Genomic DNA, 26,549 nt, shown 5'->3' with positions numbered 1-26,549 from the left:
ACAATGACATCGATGTGGCGTACATGCGGCTGGGTTCTGTTGGGGAGTGCGTTGATCCTTGCGTTGTCTCTGGGGGTTCGACATGGCTTCGGGCTGTTTCTGGCGCCAATGAGCGCCGAGTTCGGCTGGGGTCGTGAAGTCTTTGCCTTCGCCATCGCCTTGCAGAACCTGATCTGGGGGCTCGCCCAGCCATTCACCGGTGCGCTGGCCGACCGCTTCGGCGCGGCGAAAGTGGTGCTGATCGGTGGCGTCCTGTACGCGGCCGGGCTGATGTGCATGGGGCTCTCCGACTCGGCGGCGACCCTGTCCCTGAGCGCCGGCCTGCTGATCGGCATCGGGCTGTCCGGTACCTCGTTCTCGGTGATCCTGGGGGTGGTCGGGCGCGCGGTGCCGCCGGAAAAACGCAGCATGGGCATGGGGATCGCCAGTGCCGCCGGTTCGTTCGGCCAGTTCGCGATGTTGCCCGGCACACTCGGTCTGATCGGATGGCTTGGCTGGTCCGCGGCGCTGTTGGCGCTGGGCTTGCTGGTGGCGTTGATCGTGCCGCTGGTGAGCCTGCTCAAGGACAAGCCACTGCCCGTCCTGGGCCACGAACAAACCCTTGGCGAAGCGTTGCGTGAAGCCTGCTCCCACTCCGGATTCTGGCTGCTGGCGTTCGGCTTTTTTGTGTGCGGGTTCCAGGTGGTGTTCATCGGGGTGCACCTGCCGGCCTATCTGGTGGACCAGCATCTCCCGGCGACGGTCGGCACCACGGTGCTGGCGCTGATCGGCCTGTTCAATATCTTCGGTACCTACACGGCAGGATGGCTCGGCGGGCGCATGTCCAAGCCGCGCTTGCTCACCGGTTTGTACGTGTTGCGGGCGGTGGTCATTGCACTTTTCCTGTGGGCGCCGGTGACCACGACCTCGGCCTACCTGTTCGGCATGGCCATGGGCTTTTTGTGGCTGTCGACGGTGCCGTTGACCAATGGTACCGTGGCGACCTTGTTCGGCGTGCGAAACCTGTCCATGCTCGGCGGGATTGTTTTCCTGTTTCACCAGCTCGGTTCGTTTCTGGGCGGCTGGCTGGGGGGCGTGGTGTACGACCGTACCGGCAGCTATGACTTGATCTGGCAGGTCGCGATTCTCTTGAGCCTGTTGGCCGCCGCCCTGAACTGGCCGGTGCGCGAGCGGCCGGTGGAGCGCCTGCAAACACAAATGAGTGCGACATGAACAGCCTTTGGCCACGCATTACCATTCTCGCCCTCTGCGCGTTGCTGCTCGCCGTGGTGTGGTGGGGCTGGCATCAGGGCGGGCTGGCGCTTTTGCAGTTGGGCATGAGCATTTGCTAGCCGCAGGCTTGCTAGCGTGCGGGGATGGCGAGTAACGTCGAATTTTGACGTTTGCTCAAGGAGGCTCGAGATGCTCAAGCGCTGGTGTGCTGTTCCCGCGTTGCTGATGGCGTTGTCCGGACTGACCTGGGCCGCTGATTGTCCTGAGGTACTGCAGGGCTCGCTGCCGAAGTTGCGGGCCAGGGAGTCCATCGACCTGTGTCAACGGTACGCCGGCAAACCGCTGGTGGTGGTCAACACCGCGAGCTTCTGCGGCTTCGCCCCGCAGTTCAAGGGCCTTGAGGCGCTCAATCAGCGCTACAAGGGGCAGGGGTTGGAAATACTGGGTGTGCCGTCCAACGACTTCAAGCAGGAGTCCAGGGATAGCGCCGAGACGGCGAAGGTCTGCTATGCCAACTACGGCGTGACCTTCACCATGACTGAACCGCAAAAGGTTCGTGGCGACGACGCGACGCATTTGTTCAAGATCCTCGCCAGTCAAAGCAGCGCGCCGAAGTGGAATTTCTACAAGTATGTGGTGGACCGCCAGGGCAAGGTGATCGCCAATTTTTCCAGCCTGACCAAGCCGGATGATCCCGAGTTCATCGCCGCGGTGGAAAAGGCCCTGGCTTCGACTCCCTGACAGCGCCCAATAAAAAGCCCCGCCTCCGTGAGGAGAGCGGGGCTTTTTTGATTCCGATGGCGAGCGGTTCAGGCTCACCGGGAATCATCAGAAGCGGTAGGTCGCGCCGAGACCGAAACCGTTCGCGTAGTTTTCATACTTGGCGTTGTAGGACTGGCCGCGGTCGTTGCTGTTGTCGACCTTGACCGACTCTTCGTGCAGGTACGAATACGCCAGGTCGATGGTCAGGTCGTCAGTCGGGCTCCAGCCGGCGCCCACGCTGAAGATCGTGCGATCGCCAGTCGGGATGCGTGGGGAGCGGTCTGTGTTGTTGGTCGGTGCCTGGTCAACGGACAGACCGGTACGCAGTACCCATTGTTTGTTCAACTGGTAGGACGCGCCGATGGCGTGAGCCCAGGTGTCGTGCCAGTTCTGTTCTTCGGTGATGGTGCCGAACTGGCCGTTCAGAACAGCCGGAACACCTTTGTTTTCAACGGTGATTTCTTTCAGGCGGCTCCAGCGGGTCCAGGTGCTGCCTGCGTAGAGAGTCCACTTGTCGTCGAGCTGGTGAGTGACCGAGAGGTCCACCGATTCAGGCGTGGTCACATCCAGCGAAGCATCGTACTTCTGGTTTGGGTTCTGGCCGATCAGGCCCAGCACGCCGTAGTTGACCTTGGTGTCGCCTTCGAGCTTGTACTTCACTTTCGAGTGATAGGTCATGCCGACGCGGGTGCTGTCGGTGGCTTGAACCAGCACGCCGATGTTGTAGCCCAGTGCGGTGTCGTCACCCGTGATCTTGACCTTGCCATCAGGCTGGGACTGGGTGATCGACAGGTTCGATTCCAGAGTGCCATCGATGCGGTTGATGGTCGGGCCGAAACCGATGGACACCTTGTCGTTGAAGGCGTAGCTGACAGTCGGTTGCAGTGTGACGATTTTCACTTCGCTCTTGCTGCCGAAGTAGCGGCCGGCAAAGTTGTTTTCGTAGTCGGTTACCAGGCCGAACGGCGCGTAGACACCGAAACCGAACGCCCACTGGTCATCGATTGGCTTGACGTAATAGCCCATCGGCACGCCCATGAAGGGGACCATGTCACCCTTGTTGGTGCCGCTGTTCGGACTAGAGCTGGCATCACTTATGTCGGTGTGTGCATCGATGAATGCAACACCGCCGGTCACTTGTTCGCGCTTGATTCGCGACATGCCGGCAGGGTTGCCAAAAACAGTGCTTGCATCATCGGCAGAGGAAGATCGCCCGGCAAAACCAGTGCCCATTCCACTGATGCTCTGTTCGTTGAGGGCAAAGCCACTTGCAAAAATCTGGGTGGATGCCATGGCAACGGCGAGACTGAGGGTGGTTTTGAGCATTACTTTTTTCATTATTAGAACTCCTGGTGATCACCGGGGCGAAAATTACCAACATTTTCGCCCCAGCGCCATAGGCTGTATGGCCTGAGTTAGAGCGGTTTTGTAGGACAATCAGACCAGATTCGCGACCTGTTGCGCGATGTTTGGATCCAGAAGTATCAGCAGGCTACCTGATTCAGAGGTGAAACACAGGTTTGCCAGGCGCAAGTGAAATCACGCAGACGTCCCTGGGGCTGAAAGGTCTGGCGCCAGATTCTGGCCATGCCCAACAAATCATCAGGGGCGGGGAGGGGGGTATTCTGTTCTTCCACCAGCAGCCAGGCGATGGCTGTGGCGTAACGCAGGTTGACGGTCAATTCGAGATGCGGGCCACTGAGAAACGCATGCTGGCTGGCCAGGCCGCGGACCAGGCTCGCACGCTCCGGATCAAGGGCCAGGTAATGGTCCCAAAGGGCCTGGTGGCGGGGCTCGGCGATGCGGTAGAGGCCGTGCCCACGGCGGTCGTGCAGGGCGGAACCAAGGGCTGACTGGCTGGCGGCAATGCCCAGCAGCAGGGATTCGGCAGTAGCGCTATGGCGTCCGAGGTAGATCAATGTCGGACGAATCACGTAGCGGCACAGTTCGCTGGCAGCGATACCCATATAACCCTCGAAACCTGAATTGGACGGCGATACCTGAAAGGGGGCTTGGCAGCTGTGAATCGACTCAGGTTCGCCGCAAGCGGGTCACGCCGCTTGAGTTGAAGTGTAGTGTCATATTCGCGCTGTAAAGGTCTGTTTTTAAAATATTTCCAGCGATCAGTTATAACTGTTATATCCGATCGTGCTTAGTCGTGATTCGAGGGAAGGGAAACATCGGGCAATAAAAAGCCCCGCTTTTCGGGCAGGGCTTTCGCTTTTTCAGCCTTTCCGACGTTTCAGGCAACCAGTGCCTGACGGGTACGCTCGATCACGGCCTGCAGCGGCTCGGCGCTGGAGTATTGATCGGGGTACAGGCGTTCGCTGTGGCGAGCGATGCCGTGTTCGTTGACCAGGGTGAAGCTGAAGCAGCCTTTGCGAGCGGCCATGATCAGGCAGTTCATTGGAGCAAAAGCGTTGGTTAGGGTGCGAATGGCATCCTGGGTCTGGATTTGAGTAGACATTATTGGGTGTTCCTACAAATGACACGGATAAGAACCGTGCAACGTTAAAACGTTCCAGTAACGTCGATCACCATTGATCGAACGAAGAACCCGACTGGAACAAAGCAGCCAGTTTGAAGCGCTGAAAAGTTGGCGCGCTTGGGCTGGCAGGTAGGTACTCAGGAGGGCAGGCAACACATCGAGGGCAAAGGTTCTGGGCCCGGGGTGAAGATCCTGATCAATTTGCAGGTTGGTTCGAGCAGAGTAAGCAGGCGGAGCAACACCCTTTGCTTTCGATTCAAAGGTTGTGTCGGCGCAGGATTTACCTGGAAACCATCGAGGTGGTCGATCCCGCTTGTTCGGTGGAGGCTTCCGTTGGGAAGGCTGACCGGGGGGATTGTTCGACCAGAATTGACTTTCAGCTTGGTACTAACGGCGCGGATACTAACGGATTGAACTGGCCAATGGAAGTGTGCTAGCGAAAAGAATTTCCCGGCAGGTGCCCGATCGGGCAGTTTTGCCCTTGGGGATGTACAAAAATTGCATTGCCCGGGTTTGATACACCCCTGTATCCAGGGAAAATCCGACCGCCGGTTATCGAAGTTTGTAGCCGGGCAGCCGTCTGGACGCCGGGTTTGCCAGGGCTTATCCCCAGGCATTCCAAAAAAAGCGCCGAAAAATTGCATCGATATAACCGTTGCAAAGGCACTTGTGCACATTAGTCGTGCGGTTTGTCACCCTGCTGTCATCTCATGTTCAAGCGCAGTGGCTGCCTGTAACCAAAATTTAAGTCAATGAAAAACATCGCTTTTTTTTACTGGTGAAAAAATCGTCAGTTTGACTGCGAGCCCCATTCCACAGGGCTTTGAGCGGCTTGAGGGGCGGTTGTCCACTGAGTTATCCACAGCTTCTGTGGATTGTCCCGAGCGCTTGCTCTAGGACGGGCGTGCCGGGATATTTTCAGCTTTACCTGTAAGAAAAAAAGAGTAAAGTTGCGCGCCTTCCGATCTGCCCCACAGTGCTTTATGAAGTTTCGCTCAGCCCCCGTTTCCTCTTCCTCCAAATCGCCTTCTGTTGCACCTGCCAAGCGCTTTTCCATGCGCGTGGCGGAGTGGCTGTTGGACAGTCCGCATCTGGGTGAAAACCGTAACGTCAAACACATCGCCGGACGCCTGCTCAAGCAACCGGCCCGTGAGGGCGTGGTGGCTGCACAAAGCCGCCTTGGCCAGTTGATGTGCCGCGAATGCGGGAATGCCCGGGACCGCCGAATTGGTCAGGACCTGCTGCGTCAGGCCGCCCGGGCCGGTGATCTGCGTGCTCAACTGGAGCTGGGGCTGGTCGAAGACTGAGCTGTCCAAGACCGGACGCCTTGGTTAACCTTCAGGCTTTATCCGAATGGCAGGAGTGGCTATGGCAATGGACTTGACCAGCGTGTTGCTGGGGCTGGCAGCGGCTGGGTTGCCGTTGCTGGTATTGGCCTGGCAACTTCAGCGTCGGGCCAGCACCACGCAGGCAGACGTTGCATTGCTGCAAGAGCGCCTGGCCACGGCGCAACTGGCGCAGGACGGACTGAATGCACAGCTCGAATCCAGTCGCGACGAAATCGCTGACCTGACCCAGGCCAACGCCGCGAAACAGGCCGATCTGGCTGCGCTGCGTCGGGAGGTCGAACTGCTGCAGATCGAGCGCGACGACGCCCGGGACGCCGCCCATGCCTGGAATATCGAACGCGCCGGCAAAGAAGCCGAATTGCGTCGCCTGGATGCCCAGGCCGCATCGCTCAATGCCGAATTGCGCGAGCAACAGGACAGCCATCAACAGCGCCTCAACGACCTGCAAGGTTCGCGGGACGAGCTGCGCGCGCAATTTGCCGAACTGGCGGGGAAAATTTTCGATGAGCGCGAGCAGCGTTTTGCCGAAACCAGTCAGCAACGCCTGGGGCAGTTGCTCGATCCACTCAAGGAACGCATCCAGTCCTTCGAAAAGCGAGTCGAGGAAAGCTATCAGAACGAGGCTCGCGAACGTTTCTCCCTGGCCAGGGAGCTGGAGCGCCTGCAACAGCTGAATTTGCGCTTGAGCGATGAAGCCACCAACCTGACCCGTGCCTTGAAGGGGCAGAAGACCCAGGGCAATTGGGGCGAACTGATTCTTGAGCGCGTGCTTGAGCATGCGGGGCTGGAGAAGGGCCGCGAGTACCAGACTCAGGTCAATCTCAAGGGGCCCGATGGCGAGCGCTTCCAGCCAGACGTGATCATTTATCTGCCGGGCGACAAGCAGGTGGTGGTCGACTCCAAGGTCAGCCTGACGGCTTATCAGCAGTACGTGGCGGCCGAGGACGAGGCCATTGGCCAGATCGCCATCAAACAGCACGTGCTGTCGTTGCGCAATCACGTCAAAGGCCTGGCGGGCAAGGATTACAAGCGTCTCGATGGCTTGCACAGCCTGGATTTCGTATTGCTTTTCGTACCGATCGAGGCGGCTTTTTCTGCCGCGTTGCAGGCTGAGCCGACGTTGTTCCAGGAGGCGTTCGACCGCAACATCGTGATCGTCAGCCCCACCACGTTGTTGGCGACCCTGCGCGTCATCGACAGCCTGTGGAAGCAGGAGCGCCAGAGCCAGAATGCCCGGGAAATCGCCGAGCGGGCCGGGTGGCTGTACGACAAGTTCGTGCTGTTCATCCAGGATCTGGACGAAGTCGGCAATCGCCTGCAGCAACTGGACAAGGCCTACAGCTCGGCACGCAACAAGCTGACAGAGGGTCGTGGCAACCTGGTCAGCCGCAGTGAGCAACTCAAGTTGCTGGGTGCGCGGGCGAGCAAGAGCCTGCCGGCGGACTTGCTGGAGCGGGCGATGACCGATGTCGATGGGTTGGTCGAGTTGCCGGAGTAACTGAAAAGCTTCGCGAGCAGGCTCGCTCCCACATGTATGTCACCACGACACCTGTGGGAGCGAGCCTGCTCGCGAAGGCGTCAGACCCATCACCACATCACCCAAACCCTACAACGGCAAATACCGGCTCAACAACGCCCGCAACGCCGCCGGTTTCACCGGTTTGGCCAAGTAGTCCAGTCCCGCGGCGTGTACCATGTCCACCGTCTCCGGCCGGCCATCGGCGCTGATCACCACCCCTGGAACCGGCTCGCCCATTTGCGTGCGCAACCAGGCCATCAAATCGGTGCCGGTCTCGCCATGATCGAGGTGGTAATCCACCAGCGCCAATTGCGGACGCACGCCTTCGCCCAGCAACGCGGCGCATTCCTCGCGATTGCGCGCGGTCCAGACCTGGCAACCCCAGCGGCTGAGCAGGCTGTTCATGCCGATCAGAATGCTGTCCTCGTTGTCGATACACAGCACCTGCGCGCCATTGAGCAATTTGCCATTGAGCTCGGCGACTTTGACCGGTGCAGAGGTCTGTGACCGGGCCAGCGGTACGCTGACGCTGAACACGCTGCCACGCCCCGGCCAGGAGCGTACGCGCAGGGTATGGCCGAGCACGCGACAAAGGCCGTCGGCAATGGCCAGGCCCAGGCCCAGGCCTTTTTCGGCTCGTGTCTGGTGGCTGTCGAGGCGCTTGAACTCTTCGAAAATCACCTGCTGTTTATCTTCCGGAATACCCGGCCCACGGTCCCAGACTTCCAGGCTCAATTGTTCCTTGTGTCGGCGAACCCCCAGCAGCACCGGCCCTTTGCCGTAGCGGAAAGCGTTGGTCAGGAAGTTCTGCAAAATCCGCCGCAGCAATTTGATGTCGCTGTCGACCCGCAGCGCGCTGCCGCGCACGCGGAACTCCAGGTTTTGTTCTCGCGCCAGCACCTTGAACTCGGTGCCGAGGGTGTCGAACAGCTCGTTGAGCGCGAACGGCTGGCGATTCGGGTTGATCTTGCCGTTTTCCAGGCGGGAAATGTCCAGCAGATCGCTGATCAAGTCTTCGGCCGAGCGCAGCGAGCTGTCCAGGTGCTCGACCAGTTTCTGCGCCTCGCCCGACAGACCCTCGTTCTGATGGGAGAGGGCGGCGGAGAACAGCCGCGCGGCATTCAGCGGCTGCATCAAGTCATGGCTGACGGCCGCGAGGAAACGGGTCTTGGACTGGTTGGCCGCTTCGGCGGTGCCCTTGGCTTCGGTCAGGGCGACGTTGAGTTGGGACAATTCGTGGGTCCGTTCGGTAACCCGTTGCTCCAGGCCTTCGTTGGCCTCCGTCAGCGCCTGCTCGGCTTCGCGGAACGCGGTGATGTCGGTGAAACTCATGACGAAGCCACCGCCGGGCATCGGGTTGCCGATCAGTTCGATCACCCGGCCATTGGGGAACAGTCGTTCGGACGTGTGCGCGCGGCCCTGGCGCATCCAGTGCAGGCGGCGCGCGACGTGAACTTCGGCTTCGCCGGGGCCGCACAGACCGCGCTCGGCATTGTGGCGAATGATATCGGCGATGGGCCGGCCGACTCTGATCAGGCCATCGGGGTAGTTGAACAGATCCAGGTAGCGACGGTTCCAGGCCACCAGTTTCAGCGACTGGTCGACCACGCTGATGCCCTGGGTGATGTTCTCGATGGCACCTTGCAGCAAGGCACGGTTGAACTGCAGCACTTCCGAGGCTTCGTCGGCAATGCGCACAACGTCCTCCAATTGCATCTCCCGGCCTTCAATGGCGGCTTTTACCACCGCGCGGGTCGAAGAGGCTCCGAGCACACCGGCCAGCAAGCGTTCGGTATGGGCGATCCATTCACTGTCGGCGTTCTGGTTCGGGTTGAAGCCTTTGCCCTGGCGATAGGCAAAACGGATGAAACTTTGACGGGCCCGTTCTTCGCCGACAAAGCGCGCCGCCAGTTGCAGCAGGTCGTCGATCTGCACCGCCAGCATCGAACGTGCGCTGGGACGGGCACTGATTTCCTGGCCGATGAAGCGGCCCGCCTGCCAATGCTCGGAAACCCGGGTGCGCGACAGCACCGAGACCCAGGCGAACAACGTGAAGTTGCCTGCCAAAGACAGCACCACGCCTTGGGTCAGCGGGGTGATTGGCAGGTTCAGTGGATTGCTGTGCAGCCAGGCCAGGCCCGGGAATGTGCTCAAGGACAGACCGAGGCTGAGGGCGGCAATCGGCAGGATCAAGGTGTAGAACCACAGGAAGGTGCCCGCGGCCAGGCCTGCGAAAACGCCACGGCGGTTGGCTTGTTTCCAGTACAGCGCCCCGAGCATGGCGGGGGCAAGCTGGGTCACGGCAGCGAAAGCGATCTGGCCAATGGTCGCCAGGCTGGCGGTCGAGCCCAGCAGGCGATAACTGACGTAGGCCAGCAGCAGGATGGCCACGATGCTGACGCGGCGCACCGACAACATCCACTGACGGAACACTTCGAACGGACGTTCTGCGTTGTTGCGACGCAGCAGCCAGGGCAGCAGCATGTCGTTGGACACCATGGTCGACAGTGCCACGCTGGCCACGATCACCATGCCGGTGGCCGCCGAAGCCCCGCCGATAAACGCCAGCAAGGCCAACGCCGGGTGTGCCTGGGCCAGGGGCAGGCTGATGACGAACGAGTCGGGCAACACCGAACTGGGCAACATCATCTGGCCGGCCAGGGCAATCGGCACGACAAACAATGCCGCGAGGGCGAGGTAGGTTGGGAAAACCCACTTGGCCAGGCGCAGATCCTGAGGGTCGATGTTCTCGACAACGGTCACGTGAAACTGTCGCGGCAGGCAAATGATCGCCATCATCGCCACACCGGTTTGCACCACCATCGATGGCCAGTTGATGGTTTCCTTCCAGTACTGTTCGAGCCGCGGCGCCAGCATGGCCTGGTCGAACAGGTCGTCGAAACCGTCGTACAGGCCGTAGGTCACGAAGGCGCCGACGGCGAGAAATGCGAACAGTTTGACCAGCGATTCGAAGGCAATCGCCAGCACCATGCCGCGGTGGTGCTCCGTGGCGTCTAGGTTGCGGGTACCGAAGACAATGGTGAACAACGCCAGCACCAGCGACACAATCAGCGCGGTGTCCTGGGCACGGGTGCCCATGGCATCGGCACCGGCGCCGATCAGCAGGTTCACGCCGAGCACGATGCCTTTGAGCTGCAGCGCGATATAGGGCAACACACCGACCAGGCAAATCAGCGCCACCACCACCGCCAATGACTGGGATTTGCCGTAACGTGCAGCGATGAAGTCGGCAATGGAGGTGATGTTCTCCTGTTTGCTGATCATCACCATTTTTTGCAGGACCCACGGTGCGCCGATCAGCAAGAGGATCGGCCCGAGGTAGATAGGCAGGAACGACCAGAGCTGTTCGGCGGCCTGGCCCACGGCACCGAAGAAGGTCCAACTGGTGCAATAGACCGCCAGCGACAGGCTGTACACCCAGGCCCGCACTCGCGGCGGCAAGGGCGCGCTGCGTCGGTCGCCATAGAAGGCGATGGCGAACATGATGGCCATATAGGCCAGGGCGACGGCGGCAATCAGCCCGGTGGACAGCGACATGGGGACTCCAGACAAAAGACACCCGGACCTCCCGCCCGGACAGACAGTCTCGCACGACCGCCAGCGTTAGTCAGTGTCGACCAAGGTCGTGGCGTGGCGGGGTGTCGCAGGGGGATTTTCAGTGTCTGGGCTGGCCCTTTCGCGAGCAGGCTCGCTCCCACACTTGCCCTGTGTTCGCTGCCCTCTGTGGGAGCGAGCCTGCTCGCGAAGGGGGCTTCACTGATTCAATGCAACTTCAATCAATCGGTGCAATTCCTCAACCTCAAGCGGCGCTTCGGCAAACAGGATGCGAAACACCGTCGGCGCGGCGATCAGATTGATCAGCCGATCGACACTGGGCCTGGGCTCATCCGGATAGCGATCCAGAATCGTCTGCAGTTGCCCGCCGATGATGGTCGCGCAATAACTCGGCTTCAGCGCCGCCTGTACATCGCACAGCATGTTGCGGCCGGGCTCGCTGCTCATCTCGTCCAGGTACTGTTCCGCCCAGGCCCGAATATCGCCGTGCAGGCTGCCGGTATTGATCGGCTCGTTGTCGGGTTGCATGCGGGCGAGGGCGACATCGGCCAGCAGTGCCGACACATCGCCCCAGCGGCGATAGATGGTCGACGGCGTGACGCCTGCGCGCGCGGCGATTTGCGGCACGGTCACGCTGGCGCGGTCCTGCTCCTCGAGGAGCTGGCGCACGGCCGCATGAATGGATTCCTGGACCCGCGCGCTGCGGCCGCCGGGGCGTAATGTGGGAGCTGTCATCCTGGGTTTCCTGTATCGCGCCGGGCCCTGTTGCAGGCACTCGGTTCTGAAAGCCATTTTTCGGACCTTAACACAAAGAATTTGCTTTAAGAGAAATCCAGTAGCACACTCCACAAAAGCAAAAAATTAGCTTTTGTGGAGTGTGTTCATGCCCGGTTCCCATTCAAATCGTGCCAGCCTGTGGTTTCTGGCGTTAACCCTGCTCAGTTTCCTCGCGGCCTCGACCGCGCCGACGCCGCTGTATCACTTGTATCAGGAGCAGATGCATTTTTCAGCGGCGATACTGACCCTGATTTTTGCCGTGTACGCCCTCAGTCTGTTGGCGGCGTTGCTGACGGTCGGATCGCTGTCGGATTACCTGGGGCGCAAGCCGGTGATTTTTACGTCGGTGGCGCTGAACGTCCTGGCGATGTTGCTGTTTATTCACGCCGACAGCGTTGCCTGGTTGATCAGTGCACGGGTGCTGCAAGGCTTTGCGACGGGCATGGCGACTGCGGTGTTGAGTGCAACGCTGCTCGACACCGACCGACAGCAAGGGCCGTTGGTCAACAGCGTTGCGCCGCTGCTCGGCATGGCTGCCGGCGCGTTGGGTTGCGGTGTGTTGGCCGAGTTTGCCCCGGCGCCATTGCATTTGACCTTCTGGGTGCTTCTGGTCCTGTTTGTGATGCAGGCCCTGTATGTCTGGCGATTGCCGGAAAGCGTCTCGCGCCAGGCCGGTGTGTGGACATCATTGCGACCGACCTTGCATGTGCCGGTTCAGGCGCGCGCCACCTTGTGGCGGGTGCTGCCACTCAACACGGCGACCTGGGCGCTTGGCGGCTTTTATGCATCGCTGGCACCTTCGCTGGTGCGCACGGCGACGGGCTCGACCTCGAACCTGATTGGCGGGGCGACCGTTGCTGCGTTGACGGTGACGGGCGCGTTGATGATTTTCACCTTGCGCAACCGGCCTGCCACCCAGGCGCTGCGGTTGGGTGGCAGTTTGCTGCCGATGGGACTCGTCCTGGTTCTACTGGGTGTGCATGGTGCCAGCCTGTCGCTGTTTTTCCTTGGCACCCTTGTCGCCGGTTGTGGTTTTGGTGCCGGTTTCCTTGGTGCCGTACGCAGTCTGGTGCCGTTGGCGTTGCCCCATGAGCGCGCGGGTTTGATGTCGGCGTATTACGTACTCAGTTACCTGGCGTTCTGCCTGCCATCGTTGCTGGCCGGGATCCTGACGCGGTCGTTTGGCCTGGTGACCACCACCGATGGCTATGGCGTGGTGCTGATTGTGCTGGCCCTTGGCGCGCTGGCCGGCTTGCTGCGTCAGCGTTCTGCCAATGCCTGTACGGCTGGCTCGTGAAGTGGGGTGGTGCGGGCCTGTCCGATCGTATATCTGTAAAATAGATAAGATATAGAGAAATTACCCGTTATATAGATATTCGATTCGGATCTAACATGGGCTCCACCTCACGAGAGGACAGGAGTTAGCCATGACATGCGCCAATAGCATCAAGCCCGGAATCAAACCTTTCACTCACTTGCAGCATCCTCGCGAGGTGATCCGCCAGTTCACCCCGAACTGGTTCGCGGCCACCATGGGTACCGGTGTGCTGGCGTTGGCGCTGGCGCAATTGCCGGTCGCCATGCCCGCCTTGCACGCCTTCGCCGAAGCCCTTTGGCTGTTCAACATCGCACTGTTTCTGCTGTTTACAGTGCTGTACGCGGCGCGTTGGCTGCTGTTTTTCGACGAGGCACGACGGATCTTCGGCCACTCCACGGTCTCGATGTTTTTCGGCACCATCCCGATGGGGCTGGCGACCATCATCAACGGCTTCCTGGTGTTCGGCCTGCCGCGTTGGGGTGAAGGAGTGATTCACCTCGCCGAAGTGTTGTGGTGGCTGGATGTGGCCATGTCGCTGGCCTGCGGCGTGCTGATTCCCTACATGATGTTCACTCGTCAGGAGCACAGCATCGACCAGATGACCGCCGTCTGGCTGTTGCCGGTGGTCGCGGCGGAAGTCGCAGCCGCCAGTGGTGGTTTGCTGGCACCGCATTTGGTCGACGCTCACTCGCAACTGGTGATGCTGGTGACCAGCTACGTGCTCTGGGCCTTTTCCCTGCCGGTGGCTTTCAGCATCCTGACCATTCTGTTGCTGCGCATGGCCCTGCATAAACTGCCTCACGAAAACATGGCCGCCTCAAGCTGGCTGGCCCTTGGCCCGATCGGCACCGGTGCCTTGGGCATGCTGGTGCTGGGCGGCGACGCACCGTTGATTTTCGCGGCGAACGGGTTGCCGGGTGTCGGTGAGATCGCTGCCGGGTTGGGCCTGGTGGCCGGCATCACTCTGTGGGGCTTCGGACTCTGGTGGATGCTGATGGCGCTGCTGATCACCGGGCGTTACCTGAGTGACGGCATTCCCTTCAATCTTGGCTGGTGGGGTTTCACCTTCCCGTTGGGTGTCTATTCGCTGGCGACGTTGAAACTGGCCAGTACCTTGAGCCTGACGTTTTTCGGTGTGTTTGGCTGCGTGCTGGTGGCGTTGTTGGCCGCGATGTGGCTGATCGTCGGCAAGCGCACGGTGCTGGGCGCCTGGCGTGGTGAGCTGTTTGTCTCGCCGTGCATTGCCGGATTGAAGAAATAACCGGCAAAGAATAGGTAATGTGTGGCCTGGATCGATTTTTGATACTCCAATAAAGGAATCCCGGCCACTCGTTACCTAATTCAGGGAAACATGGAAGATGAGTCACCCCTCACAGTTCAACTTGCTGCGCACCCGGCGCTTCCTGCCGTTCTTCATCACCCAGTCCCTCGGGGCGTTCAACGACAACGTGTTCAAGCAGTCGTTGATCCTCGCCATTCTGTACAAGCTGACCATCGAAGGTGACCGCTCGATCTGGGTCAACCTGTGTGCGCTGCTGTTCATCCTGCCGTTTTTCCTGTTCTCGGCCCTGGCCGGGCAATTCGGGGAAAAGTTCGCCAAGGATGCGTTGATCCGCCTGATCAAGCTGGGGGAAATCGCCATCATGGCGGTCGGTGCCGTCGGCTTCATGTTCGATCACCTGTCGTTGATGTTGGTGGCGCTGTTTGCCATGGGCACCCATTCGGCGCTGTTCGGTCCGGTGAAGTACTCGATCATGCCGCAGGCCCTGCATGAAGATGAACTGGTGGGTGGCAACGGCCTGGTGGAAATGGGCACTTTCCTGGCGATCCTCGCCGGCACCATTGGCGCCGGGATCATGATGTCTTCGGCGCATTACGCGCCGGTGGTGTCCACGGCAATCATCGGCATTGCCGTGCTTGGTTACCTGGCCAGCCGCAGCATTCCTCGCGCGGCGGCCGCCACGCCGCAAATGCGCCTGAACTGGAACATCTTCAGCCAGTCCTGGGCCACCTTGAAACTCGGCCTGGGGCAAACGCCGGCGGTGTCTCGCTCGATTGTCGGCAACTCATGGTTCTGGTTTGTCGGGGCGATTTATCTGACGCAGATCCCGGCCTATGCCAAGGAATGGATGCACGGTGATGAAACCGTGGTGACGCTGATTCTGACGGTGTTCTCGGTCGGCATCGCGATGGGTTCGATGCTTTGCGAAAAACTCTCCGGACGCAAAGTCGAAATCGGGCTGGTGCCGTTTGGTTCGTTCGGCCTGACCGTCTTCGGTCTGCTGCTGTGGTGGCATTCCGGCGGAATTCCGGACAGCGTCGCCGGCCATGGCTGGATTGAAATCCTCGGTTTCGGCCACACCTGGCTGGTGTTGCTCGACATCCTCGGCCTGGGCGTCTTCGGCGGCTTCTATATCGTGCCTCTGTACGCGCTGATCCAGTCGCGAACCGCGGAGAACGAACGGGCACGAGTGATTGCCGCCAACAACATCCTCAACGCGTTGTTCATGGTGATCTCGGCGATTGTCTCCATCGTCTTGCTGAGCGTGGCCAAGCTGTCGATCCCGCAACTGTTCCTGGTGGTCTCGTTGCTGAACATCGGCGTCAACGCCTACATCTTCAAGATCGTCCCCGAGTTCACCATGCGTTTCATGATCTGGCTGCTCAGCCATTCCATGTACCGCGTCGAGCACCGCAACCTCGATCTGATCCCCGATGAAGGCGCGGCGCTGCTGGTGTGCAACCACGTCTCGTTCGTCGACGCCTTGCTGATTGGCGGCGCGGTGCGCAGGCCGATTCGCTTTGTGATGTATTACAAGATCTACAACCTGCCGGTGCTGAACTTCATCTTCCGTACCGCAGGGACGATTCCGATTGCCGGGCGCCAGGAAGACATCCAGATCTACGAAAAGGCCTTCACGCGCATTGCGCGGTATCTGAAGGACGGGGAACTGGTGTGCATCTTCCCCGAGGGTAAATTGACCGCCGATGGCGAGATCAATGAGTTCAAGGGCGGCTTGACGCGGATTCTCGAAGAGACGCCGGTGCCGGTGATTCCGCTGGCCTTGCAGGGGTTGTGGGGGAGTTTCTTCAGTCGCGATCCGGGCAAGGGACTGTTTCATCGCCTGTGGTCGCGGGTGACCCTGGTGGCGGGGCCGGCAGTGGCGGTTGAGGCAGCGGAGCCTGCGAAGTTGCAGGTGTTGGTGGGGGAATTGCGCGGGGCCGTTAGATAGTCGGTGGCTGTGCTGGCCTCTTCGCGAGCAGGCTCGCTCCCACAATTGATCGCGTTCCAATGTGGGAGCGAGCCGGCTCCGGGCGGCGTTCCGACGATGGCGGTCTGAAAGTTAAGCGCTGACCTTCAGGCCAACGAGCCCGGAAATGATCAATGCCACACTGGCCAGCCGCACCAGCGCCATCGACTCACCAAACAGAATGATCCCTGCGATCACCGTGCCAACGGCGCCGACACCGGTCCAGATCGCATAGGCCGTACCCAACGGCAATTCCTTCATTGCAAGGCCGAGCAAGCCAAGGCTGATCGCCATGGCTGCAACGGTCAAAACAGTGGGGAGCGGGCGGGTGAAACCGTCGGTGTACTTGAGACCGACGGCCCAGCCCACTTCGAACAGGCCGGCGAAAAACAGAATGATCCAGGACATGAAGACCTCCATCGTCTGACGGGGTCGTCCCCTGATTAATGACTCGATCGAGCCGCGAGGTCGTCCTCGCGATGGGCAATATAGTGCCCAGCATTAACCCGGGGATCAAGTTTTCAGATCAAGATCGCGGATCAAGATCGCGGATCAGGATCGCAAGTCAGTCGCTGGCCTGTTGAGCGGCCATTTCCCGATCCTGTTGCTCACGAAGCACCACAAAGGCAAATGTGGGAGCGGGCTTGCTCGCACAGTGTGTGATCACAAGCCGTTAGATCCCCTGCGGCGTCTCTTCGCCACCCAATGCTTCAACCAGTGCCGGCAGGAAGTCGCCGAAGGTCAGCATCATCAGGGTGAAGCTGGCATCCAGTTGGCCCAGGGCCTCGTCACCGCCGTCCTGTTCCGCCTGGTCTTGCAGCAGGTCTTCGAACTTCAGGCGCTTGACCACCATCTTGTCGTCGAGGACGAACGACAGCTTGTCCTGCCAGGCCAGGGACAATTGAGTGACCACTTTGCCGGTACTCAGGTGCAGCTGGATTTCTTCGCTGGTCAGGTCCTGGCGCTTGCAACGCACAATGCCGCCGTCTTCGTGGGTGTCGCGCAGTTCGCACTCGTCCAGCACAAAGAAGTCGTCCGCGGCTTTCTGCGTGGTGACCCACTCGGTCATGGTCGCGGTCGGGGACATTTTAACGGTCAGTGGGCGTACCGGCAGGGTGCCGATCACTTCACGCAAGGTGGACAACAGGTCTTCGGCGCGTTTCGGGCTGGCCGAGTTGACCAGGATCAGGCCCTGTTTCGGCGCGATGGCGGCGAAGGTCGACGAGCGACGGATAAAGGCGCGGGGCAGGAAGGCCTGGATGATTTCATCCTTGATCTGATCGCGCTCCTTCTTGTAGACCTTGCGCATTTGCTCGGCTTCGATCTCTTCGACCTTTTCCTTGACCGCATCACGCACGACGCTGCCCGGCAGAATGCGTTCTTCCTTGCGAGCGGACACCAGCAGGAAGTCACCGCTGACGTGGACCAGTGGCGCATCTTCGCCTTTGCCGAACGGCGCGACGAAACCGTAGGTGGTCAACTCCTGGCTTGCACATGGGCGCGCCAGTTTGGTGGCCAGTGCAGTTTCCAACGCCTCGGCATCAACAGGCAGATCTTGGGTCAGGCGATAGATAAGCAGGTTTTTGAACCACATGGGGTGAGTCTCTCCTTTATACAAAGGGGGGCATTATTGTCTTCGCCGTGCCATAGGCCAACCTTTCTCTAAGCCTTTGGAAGGGCTCGGAAAATTATTTAAAAAAGTGCTTGCCAGAGGTTGGGTCGCTCCGTAGAATGCGCGCCACACCGAAGCGAAGGGTGATTAGCTCAGCTGGGAGAGCGTCTGCCTTACAAGCAGAATGTCGGCGGTTCGATCCCGTCATCACCCACCATTCGTTTTCAGTGTTACGCGCAGCGGTAGTTCAGTCGGTTAGAATACCGGCCTGTCACGCCGGGGGTCGCGGGTTCGAGTCCCGTCCGCTGCGCCATATTCGGTAACCTGGAACACTGAACGCCAGGTCACCACGGAAAAGCCCGCTGATGCGGGCTTTTTTCTGCCTCAAGTTTGACTGTTGTTCCTGTGGGTTGCGTCGTTTCACCGGTTTTTAGATTTTTTTGAAAAAAACTTCAAATAAATCAACACTTTATAAAAACCTGTGGCATAATGTGTCCCGCAACGAAGGTAAAGGGTGATTAGCTCAGCTGGGAGAGCGTCTGCCTTACAAGCAGAATGTCGGCGGTTCGATCCCGTCATCACCCACCACTTTCAACGCTACGCGCAGCGGTAGTTCAGTCGGTTAGAATACCGGCCTGTCACGCCGGGGGTCGCGGGTTCGAGTCCCGTCCGCTGCGCCATATTCGGTAATCTGGAACACTGAACGCCAGATCACCACAGAAAGCCCGCCCAGTGCGGGCTTTCTGCTGTCTGGCGCTTGGCCAGTGCTTGAAAGCGATCTCAGGATCGCTTTTTTTGTGCCTGCCAGATTATTGCTCGGCGTTACGGTCGTGCCGGTAGTCGCTGACAGCTTCGTAGACGGCCCTGCGCAACCGATTGATCCCGCCAATGGGGCGGTGCGCTTCGATGCCGAACCAGGGGTTGAACGACTGGTTGTCGCATTGCAGGTTCAGCGCCGGTGTATCGAAGTCCTGCGCTGGAACCTTGATTCGCGCCACTGTCTCGAAGGGTGCATCGCTTTCGCGCCACTCAATGCTGGTGTCTTCTATCGGCATGTACTTGTTGGCGTCCTGTCGCTGGATTTGCAGGACAAAACACGCGGGCACCCGATCGGTCGACAACTGCTGGTTCAGCGCAGTGCGCAGAAAGTTCGGCAACTTGCGATTTTGTTCCGGCAGGTCGTAGGCGGGGCAACTGTCCGGATCGGGGGCGACCCGGAATTTCGCATTGGCTGCACCGAATTTATAGGGTGAAACCGAAAAGTAGGTCGTCCGGGTCGGGCTTGGCGGGGCAGGGGATAGCGTCGCCAGGGCGATAAACAGGTGGCGAACTTGCCAGGCGCGTGGATCCCAGCCGGGGAAGAATGCCATCACCTTTTTGCCGTCGGCTTGAGCGGCGACGTTCTGACGGTACTCGGCGACATTACTGACAAAGAAGTTCGGGTGGCTGAACATCACAAAGTCCTGTTCGCCTCGCTCCAACTGATCGCCCAACAGTTGTTTACCCGGCACGTCGAACAATTTGATCGCCATGCCCCGGGCGTCGCGGATGCTGTCGAACTGCGGATAGGCATTGCCGTTGGACAGGCGCATCGTCGCTTGCCAGATCTTGCCTGGCTCGCTGAATACACCTTGGCGCAGTTCATCGGGCAGTTGCGGCAGCACCTGAACTTCGGCCTTCACACAGCCGTGGGCCTTGGCATGGGCATCGCGCAGGTAGCGGGTGTTTTCGCGGTGCTGATCGACGATGCGCACGGCGGTCTGGATGATGTCCTGGGTCATCGCAGCTTCTCCGTCGGGAATCAACTCCTGCGCCGAGACCGGTCCGCGCTGCTGCCAGGCAAACCAGGCCGTAGCCAATGCCCAGCCAAGCACGCCGAGCCCCAGTGACCACAGCAACAATTTGCCGAGGAAGGCGCCCAGTCGCAGCCAGAGTGTCATCAGCATGGGAGCATCCTTTTAAATGAGGCTGTAGTCATGGCAGTTGCTCTTCCAGCGGGCCGCCCAGTACTTTCAGGTATTCCAGCAGCGCCCAGCGCTCTTGTGGCTGCAACCAGCGACCAATCACGCCATTGCCGAGTTTGCCGGCACGGAATTCATGACCGCTGTTGTGGTTGCCAGTGATGCGCGTGTCGAACAAAAAGCCATTGGTAAAGGCTTCGGTGCGGTAGCCCAGGTGGCCCGGGTCATACTCGAAAGTGCCTTTGTAGAATGTGGTCGCACGTTCATCCTGAGGCGACAGCAACTGGTAAATGCTCGGTACCGAACCGTTGTGCAGAAACGGCGCTGTCGCCCATACCCCCGCCAATGGCCTGGCCTTGTATGAACGTAACTCGCGCACACCGATCGGCAGACCGAAACCGTCCATTTCCGGGCGCTCGGCAGGGGTGACCTGGGCGTCTTGATACGCACGGTCCTGGACATAGGCAGTGACATAGGCCAGCCCTTTGGCCACGGACATTTTGCTCAGGTCCAATGGTTCGGCAGGTTTGGGCTCGGCATCGAGTTTTTCCAGTTCTTCCTGCTTCCATTGCAGCGCTGTCAGGTCGAAGCGGTGGTCGGCGATGTTGTTGGCCGCGCCAGGGTCGGTGCCAACATAGTCCGTCGGGATCATTTTCAAATGCTGGACATACCGCCCCTCGCCCTGGGTGGTAGGCGGTACATGGCAGCCCGCACAGTTTTCCGCAAACAAGGCGCGACCCTTTGCCGCCAGAGTCTTGTCGACCGCGCCCAGCAGATCTTCCGGCCAGGCCGGAGGCGCGAGGCGTTGCAGGGTTTGTTCGATCAGGTGCAGGTCGCGCACACGGACGCTGGAGGGGTAACGGGCGTCACCCATCAACGGTTGGCCGTTGTTGTCGAAGAAATTCAGTGTGGCTCCGACGCCCAGCGCCTCGCCGATGTTACGCGCCATCGGTTGCTTCGCCGAGCCGTTCCACTGCACCCATTCGAACGTCCACATGTCCCATAACTGCGGATAGTCGACCGGGGCATTGGCCACTCGATAGTTGTCGGGGGAGATCGCGTCACCGAAGCTGGCGTTGGCGATGCGCCCGAAGGCATCTGTGCGTCCCGGGCCTTCCTCGGTCGGATAAAGCCCGCGATGGGTGTCGTTCCAGGCCACCTTGATGAAGGTATCAAGCGAGGATTTGAATTCTTTGCGCAACGCCTGGTGACGAGCGTCGTAGTCCTGGCCCAGCACGTTGCGTGCGAAACGTTCGAACTTCCACGGGTTGTAGTAGGTCGAGGCCAGGCTGGCCACCAGTGCTTGTCCGAAACTGCCCCCTCTGAGTGTAGGAACACTGGACGGCAAGACATGCTGTGCCGAGCCGCCGTCGATACGCACGGCTTGCCCCTTGAATCGCAGTTCGCCGGTGTGGCAGGCCGCGCAAGTGATGTCCAGAAATGTATCCGGGCTTCCCGCATTCTGATGGCGGGTAAAGCCGACCGGAAGGTTTCCGGGGTTGTTCACTGTCGCTTCCTGGCCAGGGTCCACCAGAAAGCCGAAGCGGGCGAGGTACTCGGGGGCGGCGAAGCGTTGCTGCGAGAAGGGCAGTTCGAGGGCGGTGAACCAGCTGTAACGCAAGCCTTTGACCTGAGTGCCCTGGGGAGTGAAATAGTAGGTTTCGCGGTCGGCCGCGCTCCATTGCTCCAGGTAATGCACCTGTTGTGCTGGCGACCAGACCGGCAATTTCGGGTTGGCGACATAGTAAAGCACTACGGCCATGACCAGTCCGAGCAGTACTGCCATGAGAGCCAACAAGCGAATAAAGAGGCGCAAGATAAACATCCTTGTCGAACGATCATGCCGTTATGCCCCAGTACCCGGGGTGCGGCAAGAGGCCATTACGCCAGATGTTGTAGGTACAGGAATCAGTCTGCGTCGGAACAAGATGAAAGAAGCTTCATCAGTCGAATTGTGAAATGCGTTTTAACGCCTGAACTTATCAGTTGTTTCCGGCTCTCATGCCGGTAGCCATTGGTCGTGGCGGCCTGATAAGCTCGCGGCTTTACTCGATTGCCCTTTAGGCGCATGAACAAGGAAATAGCATGAAACAGCATCGGTTGGCGGCGGCGGTTGCCCTGGTTAGCCTGGTACTCGCGGGTTGTGATTCGCAGACCAGCGTAGAGCTGAAAACTCCGGCGCAAAAAGCTTCCTACGGCATTGGCCTGAACATGGGCAAGAGCCTGGCTCAGGAAGGCATGGATGACCTGGATTCCAAAGCTGTAGCCCAGGGCATCGAAGACGCCGTCGGCAAGAAAGAGCAGAAGCTCAAGGACGAGGAGTTGGTTGAGGCGTTCGCCGCACTGCAAAAGCGTGCCGAAGAGCGCATGGCCAAGATGAGCGAAGAGTCGGCTGCTGCCGGCAAGAAGTTCCTCGAGGAAAACGGCAAGAAACCCGGCGTGACCACCACTGCTTCGGGCTTGCAGTACGAAGTCGTGCAGAAGGCCGATGGCCCTCAGCCAAAACCGTCTGACGTAGTGACCGTTCACTACACCGGCAAACTCACCAACGGCACTGTATTCGACAGCTCCGTCGAGCGCGGAAGCCCGATCGATCTGCCGGTCAGCGGCGTGATCCCGGGTTGGGTCGAAGGCCTGCAACTGATGCACGTTGGCGAGAAGTACAAGCTGTACATTCCTGCTGACCTGGCTTATGGCGCTCAAAGCCCGAGCCCGGCGATTCCGGCTAACTCGGTGCTGGTGTTCGATCTGGAACTGCTGGCCATCAAGGATCCGGCAAAAGAAGACGCTGCTGCCAAGTAATCAGCGCCTGTTTCGATAACAACGCCTCGCTTTTGCGGGGCGTTGTTGCATCTGGCGTTCGGCAGGGGTAAACAAAGCGAACAGACGCTCTGGGCCGGAGTCTTGGCCATGGTAGCCTCGGCGGTAGACGCTCAAGGCCGCCAAGTCAATGAAATTATGGGTTTTTTTTGATGAGTAAAAAACGCCCGATCTGAACGCAGACCTTGTAAAACGGGGCTTTTAGCGGAGTAAAACGGCTCTGTTCACAAGGTTATCCACAATTTGTGTGGATAACATTTCAACGGGAGGAATGATGAAAGCACCCTGGAGTTTCGCTCGTTTCCTGCCATTGGCCGGACGCCTGCTGGCACGCGGTCGATTGCCGACCCTGTTGTTCGCGGTCGCCAGCAAAGGCGCGAGCCAGGGCTATCGACTGGGCAAGATCAAGGACGATTTGAAGCTGTTGCAGGCACTCTGCCTGGCGTACTGGCGGGGTGAGTATCGTGCCATAAGCCCCAAGGCGCTGGTTTCTGTTGTCGCGGGCCTGATGTATTTCCTCAGTCCGGTGGATGCGCTCCCGGATTTCATTCCGGTTTTCGGCATGTTCGATGACATCGCGGTATTGGCGTGGTTGATGAAAGTGCTCGACGACGAACTCAATGCCTTCCGCATCTGGCGCAAACGGCAGGCACCGGAGAAGCTCGCGGTGGTCGAGCGTCTGCCTGCTACCCCCGAACAACTTCAACTTCAGGGTCCGAAAAAACACTGAGTCGATTTCAACCTGTTCGCAGATTGATGCCCCCCGCGACCTTGGCCGCTGTTAGGATTACACTTCTAAGGAAAAGTGCCGACTCGCAAAGTGTTGTTGTCCTACGGGGTAGTCATGGATATTCAGATAATTACACGCGAAGGCGAGCCCGAATACGCGGTTCTGCCATGGGCTCAGTATCAGGCGTTACTCAAAGCAGCAGGCATCAAGGAGCAAGCGTCACCGCAAGGCACGAAGCTTCAGGCGGCAACTCCAGACGCGATTCTTCCGGGTCTGGATCAACTACGCAGTTTGCGCGAGGGGAAGGGCATCGCCATCGAGGCGCTGGCCCGCACGGTAGGCATCAGCCCGTCATACCTGGCCATGATCGAAAGTGGCGAGCGTCTGCCCGACGCCGCGATTCGCCGCAGCCTGGCCTGGGAATTGACGGTGCCTGGGTGGAGGGATGAATCGTGAGCGTACGGATCAGTCGTCAACATTGGGACGGATTACTGGGCGAACTGGATCAGGCGCGACGCCAGCGCCACCTGTTGACGTATCGGGCCTTGCTGGAGCGTTTGCAACTGCCGACCCCGGCCATGCAGACCCTGACGGCGGCCCTTGAGCATCTGGCCGCACTGGATGCCAAGGCGGAGCAGCCATTGCGCAGTTCACTGGTGATCAGTCAGGGCGCCAGCCGTTTGCCGCGCACCGGATTCTTTGAGTGTGTCGAACGTCTGGGGCGCTTCTCCGGGCCCTCGGACGGCGTTGCCGCCGCGTCCTGGCACGCCTCGGAAGTGGTGCGGGTGTTCGAATACGAATACCCGGAATCGGCCGAGGCCTGAGTGTTCCTGCAACTCAAGGCGCGGGCCGGTTACTGGCTCGCGCGCCGGTTGTTCCACTGGTCGTGGTTTGTCCGTCAGCCTCGTGGCTGGCGCTGGCTTGAAGGCCAGTTCGCGCGCATGGCCAATCTGGGCAATGTCGGCGCCCAGAGCTTCTATGGGCACATCCTGACGTTTCGCGGCGTCGGCCTTGGTGCACGTGAGGAGGGCGTACGTTTGTTGCGCCTGGCAGCGTTGGCGGGCGATGGCAAGGCGGCGTATCAAGTGGGGGTGATCAGTTTGGCCGGGACAGCGAGCAAGGCCCCGGATCCGATTGAAGCGGCCCGATTCTGGGAGATCGCGGCGAAGGCCGGGCATCCGCTGGCGCCGATCAAGCTCAACGAGTTGAAGTCTGCCCCGGGGCCTCGCTGATTGGCGTGAAACCGAAAAGCTCCCTTATCGATGCCCGGAAACGAGCGCCTTTTCAACAGGCAACAGTGCCAGGCTATCAATCACATGCACGCTGTAACCCTGCACATTCTTCGCATGGTGCTTGGCCTGTGATGCCATTTCGGCCAACTGGCTCGCATCGAGTTGTCCACAGGCCTGTGGATGCAAATGCACCACGCCGATCGACAGCGACAACAACGCAAATTCCTGCCGTACGCCCTGGCGGTTCGGTGCGATGAAGCAGCCGGCCTCCAGGTGCTCGTTGCGGTAGAAGCGCCGGCACTGGCTCTGGAAGTCGTCGAGCAACTGGTTCAAACGTTTGCGCCAGTCTTCCGGGCCGAGCACCAGCAAAAAATCATCACCGCCAATGTGGCCGACAAAATCGCGGGATGGGTCGACGCGGTCATTCAGGCATTGCGCCAGGCACAGCAGGACTTCGTCGCCGCGACCATAGCCGTAGATGTCGTTGAAGGGTTTGAAACTATCGATGTCCACGTAGCAGATCACCGATTCCCGTTGCTGTTGCAGCAACCGCGTCAGGCATTGCTGGATCGGCACGTTACCCGGCAGCAAGGTGAGCGGGTTGGCGTAGCGGGCTTGCTGGATCTTCAGTTCGGTGATCAGTTTGAGTACGTCTATCACGCGGCCCAGCCCGAGATAGCCGCCATTGAGGGTGATGATGAAGTCTTCTTCGATGCGCTGGCGGGCGCGACTGGTGATCAGGCGGCTGACCTGTTGCAGCGATTGGCTCAGCTCGACGGCGAGGAAGTCATCGTTCATCAAGCGGCTGATGGGCTTGCGGGCGAACAGGTCGGTGGCAAAGGGCTTGAGCAGGACGTCGGAAAGCGAATGCCGATGGACAATGCCACAGGGCTGACCCTGTTCATCCAGGACCGCCAGTGAGTTCAGGTTGGCCTGGCGACGAAAGGCTTCAAGCACCGTGGCGGTCGGGGTGTCCCTGCTCACGGCAGGCTGCTCGTTGAGCAGGGCGCTGAGGTCGCTGCCGTCTTCGCTCAGTGCAACTGCTGTGCTGTCCTGTCGGGGCATCAACGCCCGGGCATCCCGTGGCGGGTGTTCCTGGGGGCGGCAGAGCAGATAGCCCTGCACCAGGTCCACACCCATTTCGGTCAGTACCGTGAGTTCCTCCGGCAGTTCGATGCCTTCGGCGATGACTTGCGCCCGCGAGGCCTTGGCGATTTGCAGGATCGAGCCGACGAACTCACGCTTTAGCGCATCCTGATGAATGCCATCAATGAAATGCCGGTCGATTTTCACGTAGTCCGGTCGTAGTTCCGACCACAAACGCAAACTCGAATAACCCGCCCCCAGATCATCCAGCGCGATCGAAAACCCCATTGCCCGATAGTGATGCAGCGCGGTTTGCAACAGCTGGAAATCATCCGTCGGCGTCTGTTCCGTAAGCTCGATGACCACCTGACTCGGCGCGATGCCGAAGTCCTGCAGCAAGCGCAGGGTGCGTCCCGGTTGATGCGCCGCTTCCAGCAGGGACTCCGGGGATACGTTGAGGAACAACAGGCCGGGCAGTTGTTGTTCGTTGAAGCGTCGGCAAGCGCTTTCGCGGCAGGCGATTTCCAGCTCGCTCAGGCGTCCGGCCTGGCGGGCGATGGCGAACAGGGCGACAGGGGAGTGCAGAGGGCTGTTGGAGGGGCCGCGACTGAGGGCTTCATAGCCGAGAATGCGCCGTTCCGAGAGGCTGATGATCGGCTGGAACAAACTGTGCAAACCACTTTGAGTCAGGATCGAGCTCAATGCGCTCAGCTGTTCGGTTGTGGTCATGGCGGTCTCTGGCGATAAAAAAGGACCGGGCGCGCCTTGGTAAAAAGGGCACGTCCGGTCCTTTATTTCACGACAGAATGATGACTGTTTGATGACGCTCCGGGGAGCGTCAGCATTAAATTGCCAT

Annotated in this window: 23 protein-coding genes and 4 tRNA genes; 17 read left to right on the top strand and 10 right to left on the bottom strand. The window is 59.8% G+C overall.

The features are described from left to right. Positions 1 to 3: 3 nt before the first annotated feature. The 3 genes from CAG47_RS02140 to CAG47_RS02135 all read left to right on the top strand — a co-directional run bounded on the left by CAG47_RS02140 (position 4) and on the right by CAG47_RS02135 (position 1,953). Positions 4 to 1,212 carry an MFS transporter gene (locus tag CAG47_RS02140; RefSeq protein ID WP_085723256.1) on the top strand — a complete coding sequence of 403 codons (1,209 nt, stop codon included), beginning with the start codon at positions 4 to 6 and terminating at the stop codon, positions 1,210 to 1,212. Continuing rightward, a complete protein-coding gene (locus CAG47_RS28890; protein ID WP_256577361.1) occupies positions 1,209 to 1,331 on the top strand; it encodes a hypothetical protein in 123 nt (40 codons plus the stop codon). The genes CAG47_RS02140 and CAG47_RS28890 overlap by 4 nt, the downstream gene beginning before the upstream one ends. A gap of 70 nt (positions 1,332 to 1,401) precedes the next feature. Continuing rightward, positions 1,402 to 1,953: a glutathione peroxidase gene (locus CAG47_RS02135; RefSeq protein ID WP_085723255.1), complete on the top strand. Its 552-nt coding sequence runs from the start codon at positions 1,402 to 1,404 to the stop codon at positions 1,951 to 1,953. 87 nt (positions 1,954 to 2,040) lie between these two features. Here CAG47_RS02135 and CAG47_RS02130 read toward each other — a convergent pair whose 3' ends face one another. The 3 genes from CAG47_RS02130 to CAG47_RS02120 all read right to left on the bottom strand — a co-directional run bounded on the left by CAG47_RS02130 (position 2,041) and on the right by CAG47_RS02120 (position 4,441). Then, positions 2,041 to 3,312, bottom strand: a complete 1,272-nt coding sequence (locus CAG47_RS02130) for an OmpP1/FadL family transporter (protein WP_085723254.1) — start codon at positions 3,310 to 3,312, stop codon at positions 2,041 to 2,043. Positions 3,313 to 3,458: 146 nt separating this feature from the next. Further along, positions 3,459 to 3,941 carry a hypothetical protein gene (locus tag CAG47_RS02125; protein WP_007984504.1) on the bottom strand — a complete coding sequence of 161 codons (483 nt, stop codon included), beginning with the start codon at positions 3,939 to 3,941 and terminating at the stop codon, positions 3,459 to 3,461. A 275-nt stretch (positions 3,942 to 4,216) separates the two neighbouring features. Next, complete coding sequence (locus CAG47_RS02120) at positions 4,217 to 4,441, bottom strand: hypothetical protein (protein WP_008051046.1); 225 nt, start codon at positions 4,439 to 4,441, stop codon at positions 4,217 to 4,219. A 1,004-nt stretch (positions 4,442 to 5,445) separates the two neighbouring features. Between CAG47_RS02120 and CAG47_RS02110 the strand changes: the two genes are divergently transcribed. Both CAG47_RS02110 and rmuC read left to right on the top strand, forming a co-directional pair. After that, positions 5,446 to 5,769 (top strand): hypothetical protein, encoded by a 324-nt coding sequence (locus CAG47_RS02110; RefSeq protein ID WP_085723253.1) that lies wholly within the window; start codon positions 5,446 to 5,448, stop codon positions 5,767 to 5,769. Between the two features lie 175 nt (positions 5,770 to 5,944). Beyond that, the gene (gene rmuC, locus CAG47_RS02105) at positions 5,945 to 7,309 is read left to right on the top strand and encodes a DNA recombination protein RmuC (RefSeq protein WP_177408908.1); all 1,365 of its coding nucleotides are present in this window, start codon (positions 5,945 to 5,947) and stop codon (positions 7,307 to 7,309) included. Between the two features lie 108 nt (positions 7,310 to 7,417). Here rmuC and CAG47_RS02100 read toward each other — a convergent pair whose 3' ends face one another. Together CAG47_RS02100 and CAG47_RS02095 are read right to left on the bottom strand one after the other, a co-directional pair. Next, entirely contained in the window at positions 7,418 to 10,888 is a 3,471-nt protein-coding gene (locus tag CAG47_RS02100; protein ID WP_085723251.1) for a PAS domain-containing hybrid sensor histidine kinase/response regulator, read from the bottom strand. A gap of 216 nt (positions 10,889 to 11,104) precedes the next feature. Continuing rightward, a complete protein-coding gene (locus CAG47_RS02095; RefSeq protein WP_085723250.1) occupies positions 11,105 to 11,641 on the bottom strand; it encodes a TetR/AcrR family transcriptional regulator in 537 nt (178 codons plus the stop codon). 148 nt (positions 11,642 to 11,789) lie between these two features. On the opposite strand from CAG47_RS02095, the gene CAG47_RS02090 reads away from it, so the two are divergent. The 3 genes from CAG47_RS02090 to CAG47_RS02080 all read left to right on the top strand — a co-directional run bounded on the left by CAG47_RS02090 (position 11,790) and on the right by CAG47_RS02080 (position 16,234). Beyond that, a complete protein-coding gene (locus tag CAG47_RS02090; protein WP_085723249.1) occupies positions 11,790 to 12,980 on the top strand; it encodes an MFS transporter in 1,191 nt (396 codons plus the stop codon). A gap of 130 nt (positions 12,981 to 13,110) precedes the next feature. Continuing rightward, a complete protein-coding gene (locus CAG47_RS02085) occupies positions 13,111 to 14,262 on the top strand; it encodes a TDT family transporter (RefSeq protein ID WP_085723248.1) in 1,152 nt (383 codons plus the stop codon). A 97-nt stretch (positions 14,263 to 14,359) separates the two neighbouring features. Continuing rightward, positions 14,360 to 16,234, top strand: a complete 1,875-nt coding sequence (locus CAG47_RS02080) for an MFS transporter (RefSeq protein WP_085723247.1) — start codon at positions 14,360 to 14,362, stop codon at positions 16,232 to 16,234. 111 nt (positions 16,235 to 16,345) lie between these two features. Here CAG47_RS02080 and sugE read toward each other — a convergent pair whose 3' ends face one another. Further along, positions 16,346 to 16,660: a quaternary ammonium compound efflux SMR transporter SugE gene (sugE, locus tag CAG47_RS02075; protein WP_007977599.1), complete on the bottom strand. Its 315-nt coding sequence runs from the start codon at positions 16,658 to 16,660 to the stop codon at positions 16,346 to 16,348. Positions 16,661 to 16,925: 265 nt separating this feature from the next. After that, positions 16,926 to 17,846: a recombination-associated protein RdgC gene (gene rdgC / locus CAG47_RS02070; RefSeq protein WP_007969735.1), complete on the bottom strand. Its 921-nt coding sequence runs from the start codon at positions 17,844 to 17,846 to the stop codon at positions 16,926 to 16,928. Between the two features lie 159 nt (positions 17,847 to 18,005). Between rdgC and CAG47_RS02065 the strand changes: the two genes are divergently transcribed. From CAG47_RS02065 to CAG47_RS02050, 4 genes are all read left to right on the top strand, one after another. Further along, positions 18,006 to 18,081: transfer RNA gene (locus CAG47_RS02065), tRNA-Val, on the top strand. 19 nt (positions 18,082 to 18,100) lie between these two features. Further along, a tRNA-Asp gene (locus CAG47_RS02060) sits at positions 18,101 to 18,177 on the top strand. A 199-nt stretch (positions 18,178 to 18,376) separates the two neighbouring features. Then, a tRNA-Val gene (locus CAG47_RS02055) sits at positions 18,377 to 18,452 on the top strand. A 15-nt stretch (positions 18,453 to 18,467) separates the two neighbouring features. Beyond that, a tRNA-Asp gene (locus CAG47_RS02050) sits at positions 18,468 to 18,544 on the top strand. Positions 18,545 to 18,673: 129 nt separating this feature from the next. Here the strand turns inward: CAG47_RS02050 and CAG47_RS02045 are convergent. Further along, the gene (locus CAG47_RS02045) at positions 18,674 to 19,810 is read right to left on the bottom strand and encodes a catalase family protein (RefSeq protein WP_085723246.1); all 1,137 of its coding nucleotides are present in this window, start codon (positions 19,808 to 19,810) and stop codon (positions 18,674 to 18,676) included. A 28-nt stretch (positions 19,811 to 19,838) separates the two neighbouring features. Further along, entirely contained in the window at positions 19,839 to 21,641 is a 1,803-nt protein-coding gene (locus CAG47_RS02040) for a di-heme-cytochrome C peroxidase (RefSeq protein WP_085723445.1), read from the bottom strand. Between the two features lie 269 nt (positions 21,642 to 21,910). Between CAG47_RS02040 and CAG47_RS02035 the strand changes: the two genes are divergently transcribed. From CAG47_RS02035 to CAG47_RS02015, 5 genes are all read left to right on the top strand, one after another. Further along, complete coding sequence (locus CAG47_RS02035) at positions 21,911 to 22,627, top strand: FKBP-type peptidyl-prolyl cis-trans isomerase (protein WP_085723245.1); 717 nt, start codon at positions 21,911 to 21,913, stop codon at positions 22,625 to 22,627. Positions 22,628 to 22,919: 292 nt separating this feature from the next. Next, positions 22,920 to 23,375 (top strand): YkvA family protein, encoded by a 456-nt coding sequence (locus tag CAG47_RS02030; protein ID WP_085723244.1) that lies wholly within the window; start codon positions 22,920 to 22,922, stop codon positions 23,373 to 23,375. A gap of 114 nt (positions 23,376 to 23,489) precedes the next feature. Beyond that, complete coding sequence (locus CAG47_RS02025; RefSeq protein ID WP_085723444.1) at positions 23,490 to 23,831, top strand: helix-turn-helix transcriptional regulator; 342 nt, start codon at positions 23,490 to 23,492, stop codon at positions 23,829 to 23,831. Beyond that, entirely contained in the window at positions 23,828 to 24,199 is a 372-nt protein-coding gene (locus CAG47_RS02020; RefSeq protein ID WP_003223109.1) for a hypothetical protein, read from the top strand. The genes CAG47_RS02025 and CAG47_RS02020 overlap by 4 nt, the downstream gene beginning before the upstream one ends. Then, complete coding sequence (locus tag CAG47_RS02015; protein ID WP_085723243.1) at positions 24,200 to 24,607, top strand: hypothetical protein; 408 nt, start codon at positions 24,200 to 24,202, stop codon at positions 24,605 to 24,607. A 24-nt stretch (positions 24,608 to 24,631) separates the two neighbouring features. Here CAG47_RS02015 and CAG47_RS02010 read toward each other — a convergent pair whose 3' ends face one another. Continuing rightward, complete coding sequence (locus CAG47_RS02010) at positions 24,632 to 26,422, bottom strand: bifunctional diguanylate cyclase/phosphodiesterase (RefSeq protein WP_085723242.1); 1,791 nt, start codon at positions 26,420 to 26,422, stop codon at positions 24,632 to 24,634. Positions 26,423 to 26,549: the final 127 nt, after the last annotated feature.

This window comes from Pseudomonas sp. R37(2017) (assembly GCF_002113375.1).
Classification (GTDB): Bacteria; Pseudomonadota; Gammaproteobacteria; order Pseudomonadales; family Pseudomonadaceae; genus Aquipseudomonas.
Note: the sequence above shows the minus strand (reverse complement) of the source record. Positions and strands in the feature narration are given on the sequence as shown.

Excerpts from the sequence above, each read along its gene's own strand:
- CAG47_RS28890 (WP_256577361.1), top strand. The coding sequence starts at position 1,209 with ATGAACAGCCTTTGGCCACGCATTACCATTCTCGCCCTCTGCGCGTTG.
- CAG47_RS02030 (WP_085723244.1), top strand. The coding sequence starts at position 22,920 with ATGAAAGCACCCTGGAGTTTCGCTCGTTTCCTGCCATTGGCCGGACGC.
- CAG47_RS02130 (WP_085723254.1), bottom strand. The coding sequence starts at position 3,312 with ATGAAAAAAGTAATGCTCAAAACCACCCTCAGTCTCGCCGTTGCCATG.
- sugE (WP_007977599.1), bottom strand. The coding sequence starts at position 16,660 with ATGTCCTGGATCATTCTGTTTTTCGCCGGCCTGTTCGAAGTGGGCTGG.
- rdgC (WP_007969735.1), bottom strand. The coding sequence starts at position 17,846 with ATGTGGTTCAAAAACCTGCTTATCTATCGCCTGACCCAAGATCTGCCT.
- CAG47_RS02090 (WP_085723249.1), top strand. The coding sequence starts at position 11,790 with ATGCCCGGTTCCCATTCAAATCGTGCCAGCCTGTGGTTTCTGGCGTTA.
- CAG47_RS02125 (WP_007984504.1), bottom strand. The coding sequence starts at position 3,941 with ATGGGTATCGCTGCCAGCGAACTGTGCCGCTACGTGATTCGTCCGACA.
- CAG47_RS02110 (WP_085723253.1), top strand. The coding sequence starts at position 5,446 with ATGAAGTTTCGCTCAGCCCCCGTTTCCTCTTCCTCCAAATCGCCTTCT.
- CAG47_RS02095 (WP_085723250.1), bottom strand. The coding sequence starts at position 11,641 with ATGACAGCTCCCACATTACGCCCCGGCGGCCGCAGCGCGCGGGTCCAG.
- CAG47_RS02025 (WP_085723444.1), top strand. The coding sequence starts at position 23,490 with ATGGATATTCAGATAATTACACGCGAAGGCGAGCCCGAATACGCGGTT.
- CAG47_RS02140 (WP_085723256.1), top strand. The coding sequence starts at position 4 with ATGACATCGATGTGGCGTACATGCGGCTGGGTTCTGTTGGGGAGTGCG.
- CAG47_RS02085 (WP_085723248.1), top strand. The coding sequence starts at position 13,111 with ATGACATGCGCCAATAGCATCAAGCCCGGAATCAAACCTTTCACTCAC.
- CAG47_RS02035 (WP_085723245.1), top strand. The coding sequence starts at position 21,911 with ATGAAACAGCATCGGTTGGCGGCGGCGGTTGCCCTGGTTAGCCTGGTA.
- CAG47_RS02045 (WP_085723246.1), bottom strand. The coding sequence starts at position 19,810 with ATGCTGATGACACTCTGGCTGCGACTGGGCGCCTTCCTCGGCAAATTG.
- CAG47_RS02135 (WP_085723255.1), top strand. The coding sequence starts at position 1,402 with ATGCTCAAGCGCTGGTGTGCTGTTCCCGCGTTGCTGATGGCGTTGTCC.
- CAG47_RS02010 (WP_085723242.1), bottom strand. The coding sequence starts at position 26,422 with ATGACCACAACCGAACAGCTGAGCGCATTGAGCTCGATCCTGACTCAA.
- CAG47_RS02120 (WP_008051046.1), bottom strand. The coding sequence starts at position 4,441 with ATGTCTACTCAAATCCAGACCCAGGATGCCATTCGCACCCTAACCAAC.
- CAG47_RS02080 (WP_085723247.1), top strand. The coding sequence starts at position 14,360 with ATGAGTCACCCCTCACAGTTCAACTTGCTGCGCACCCGGCGCTTCCTG.
- CAG47_RS02100 (WP_085723251.1), bottom strand. The coding sequence starts at position 10,888 with ATGTCGCTGTCCACCGGGCTGATTGCCGCCGTCGCCCTGGCCTATATG.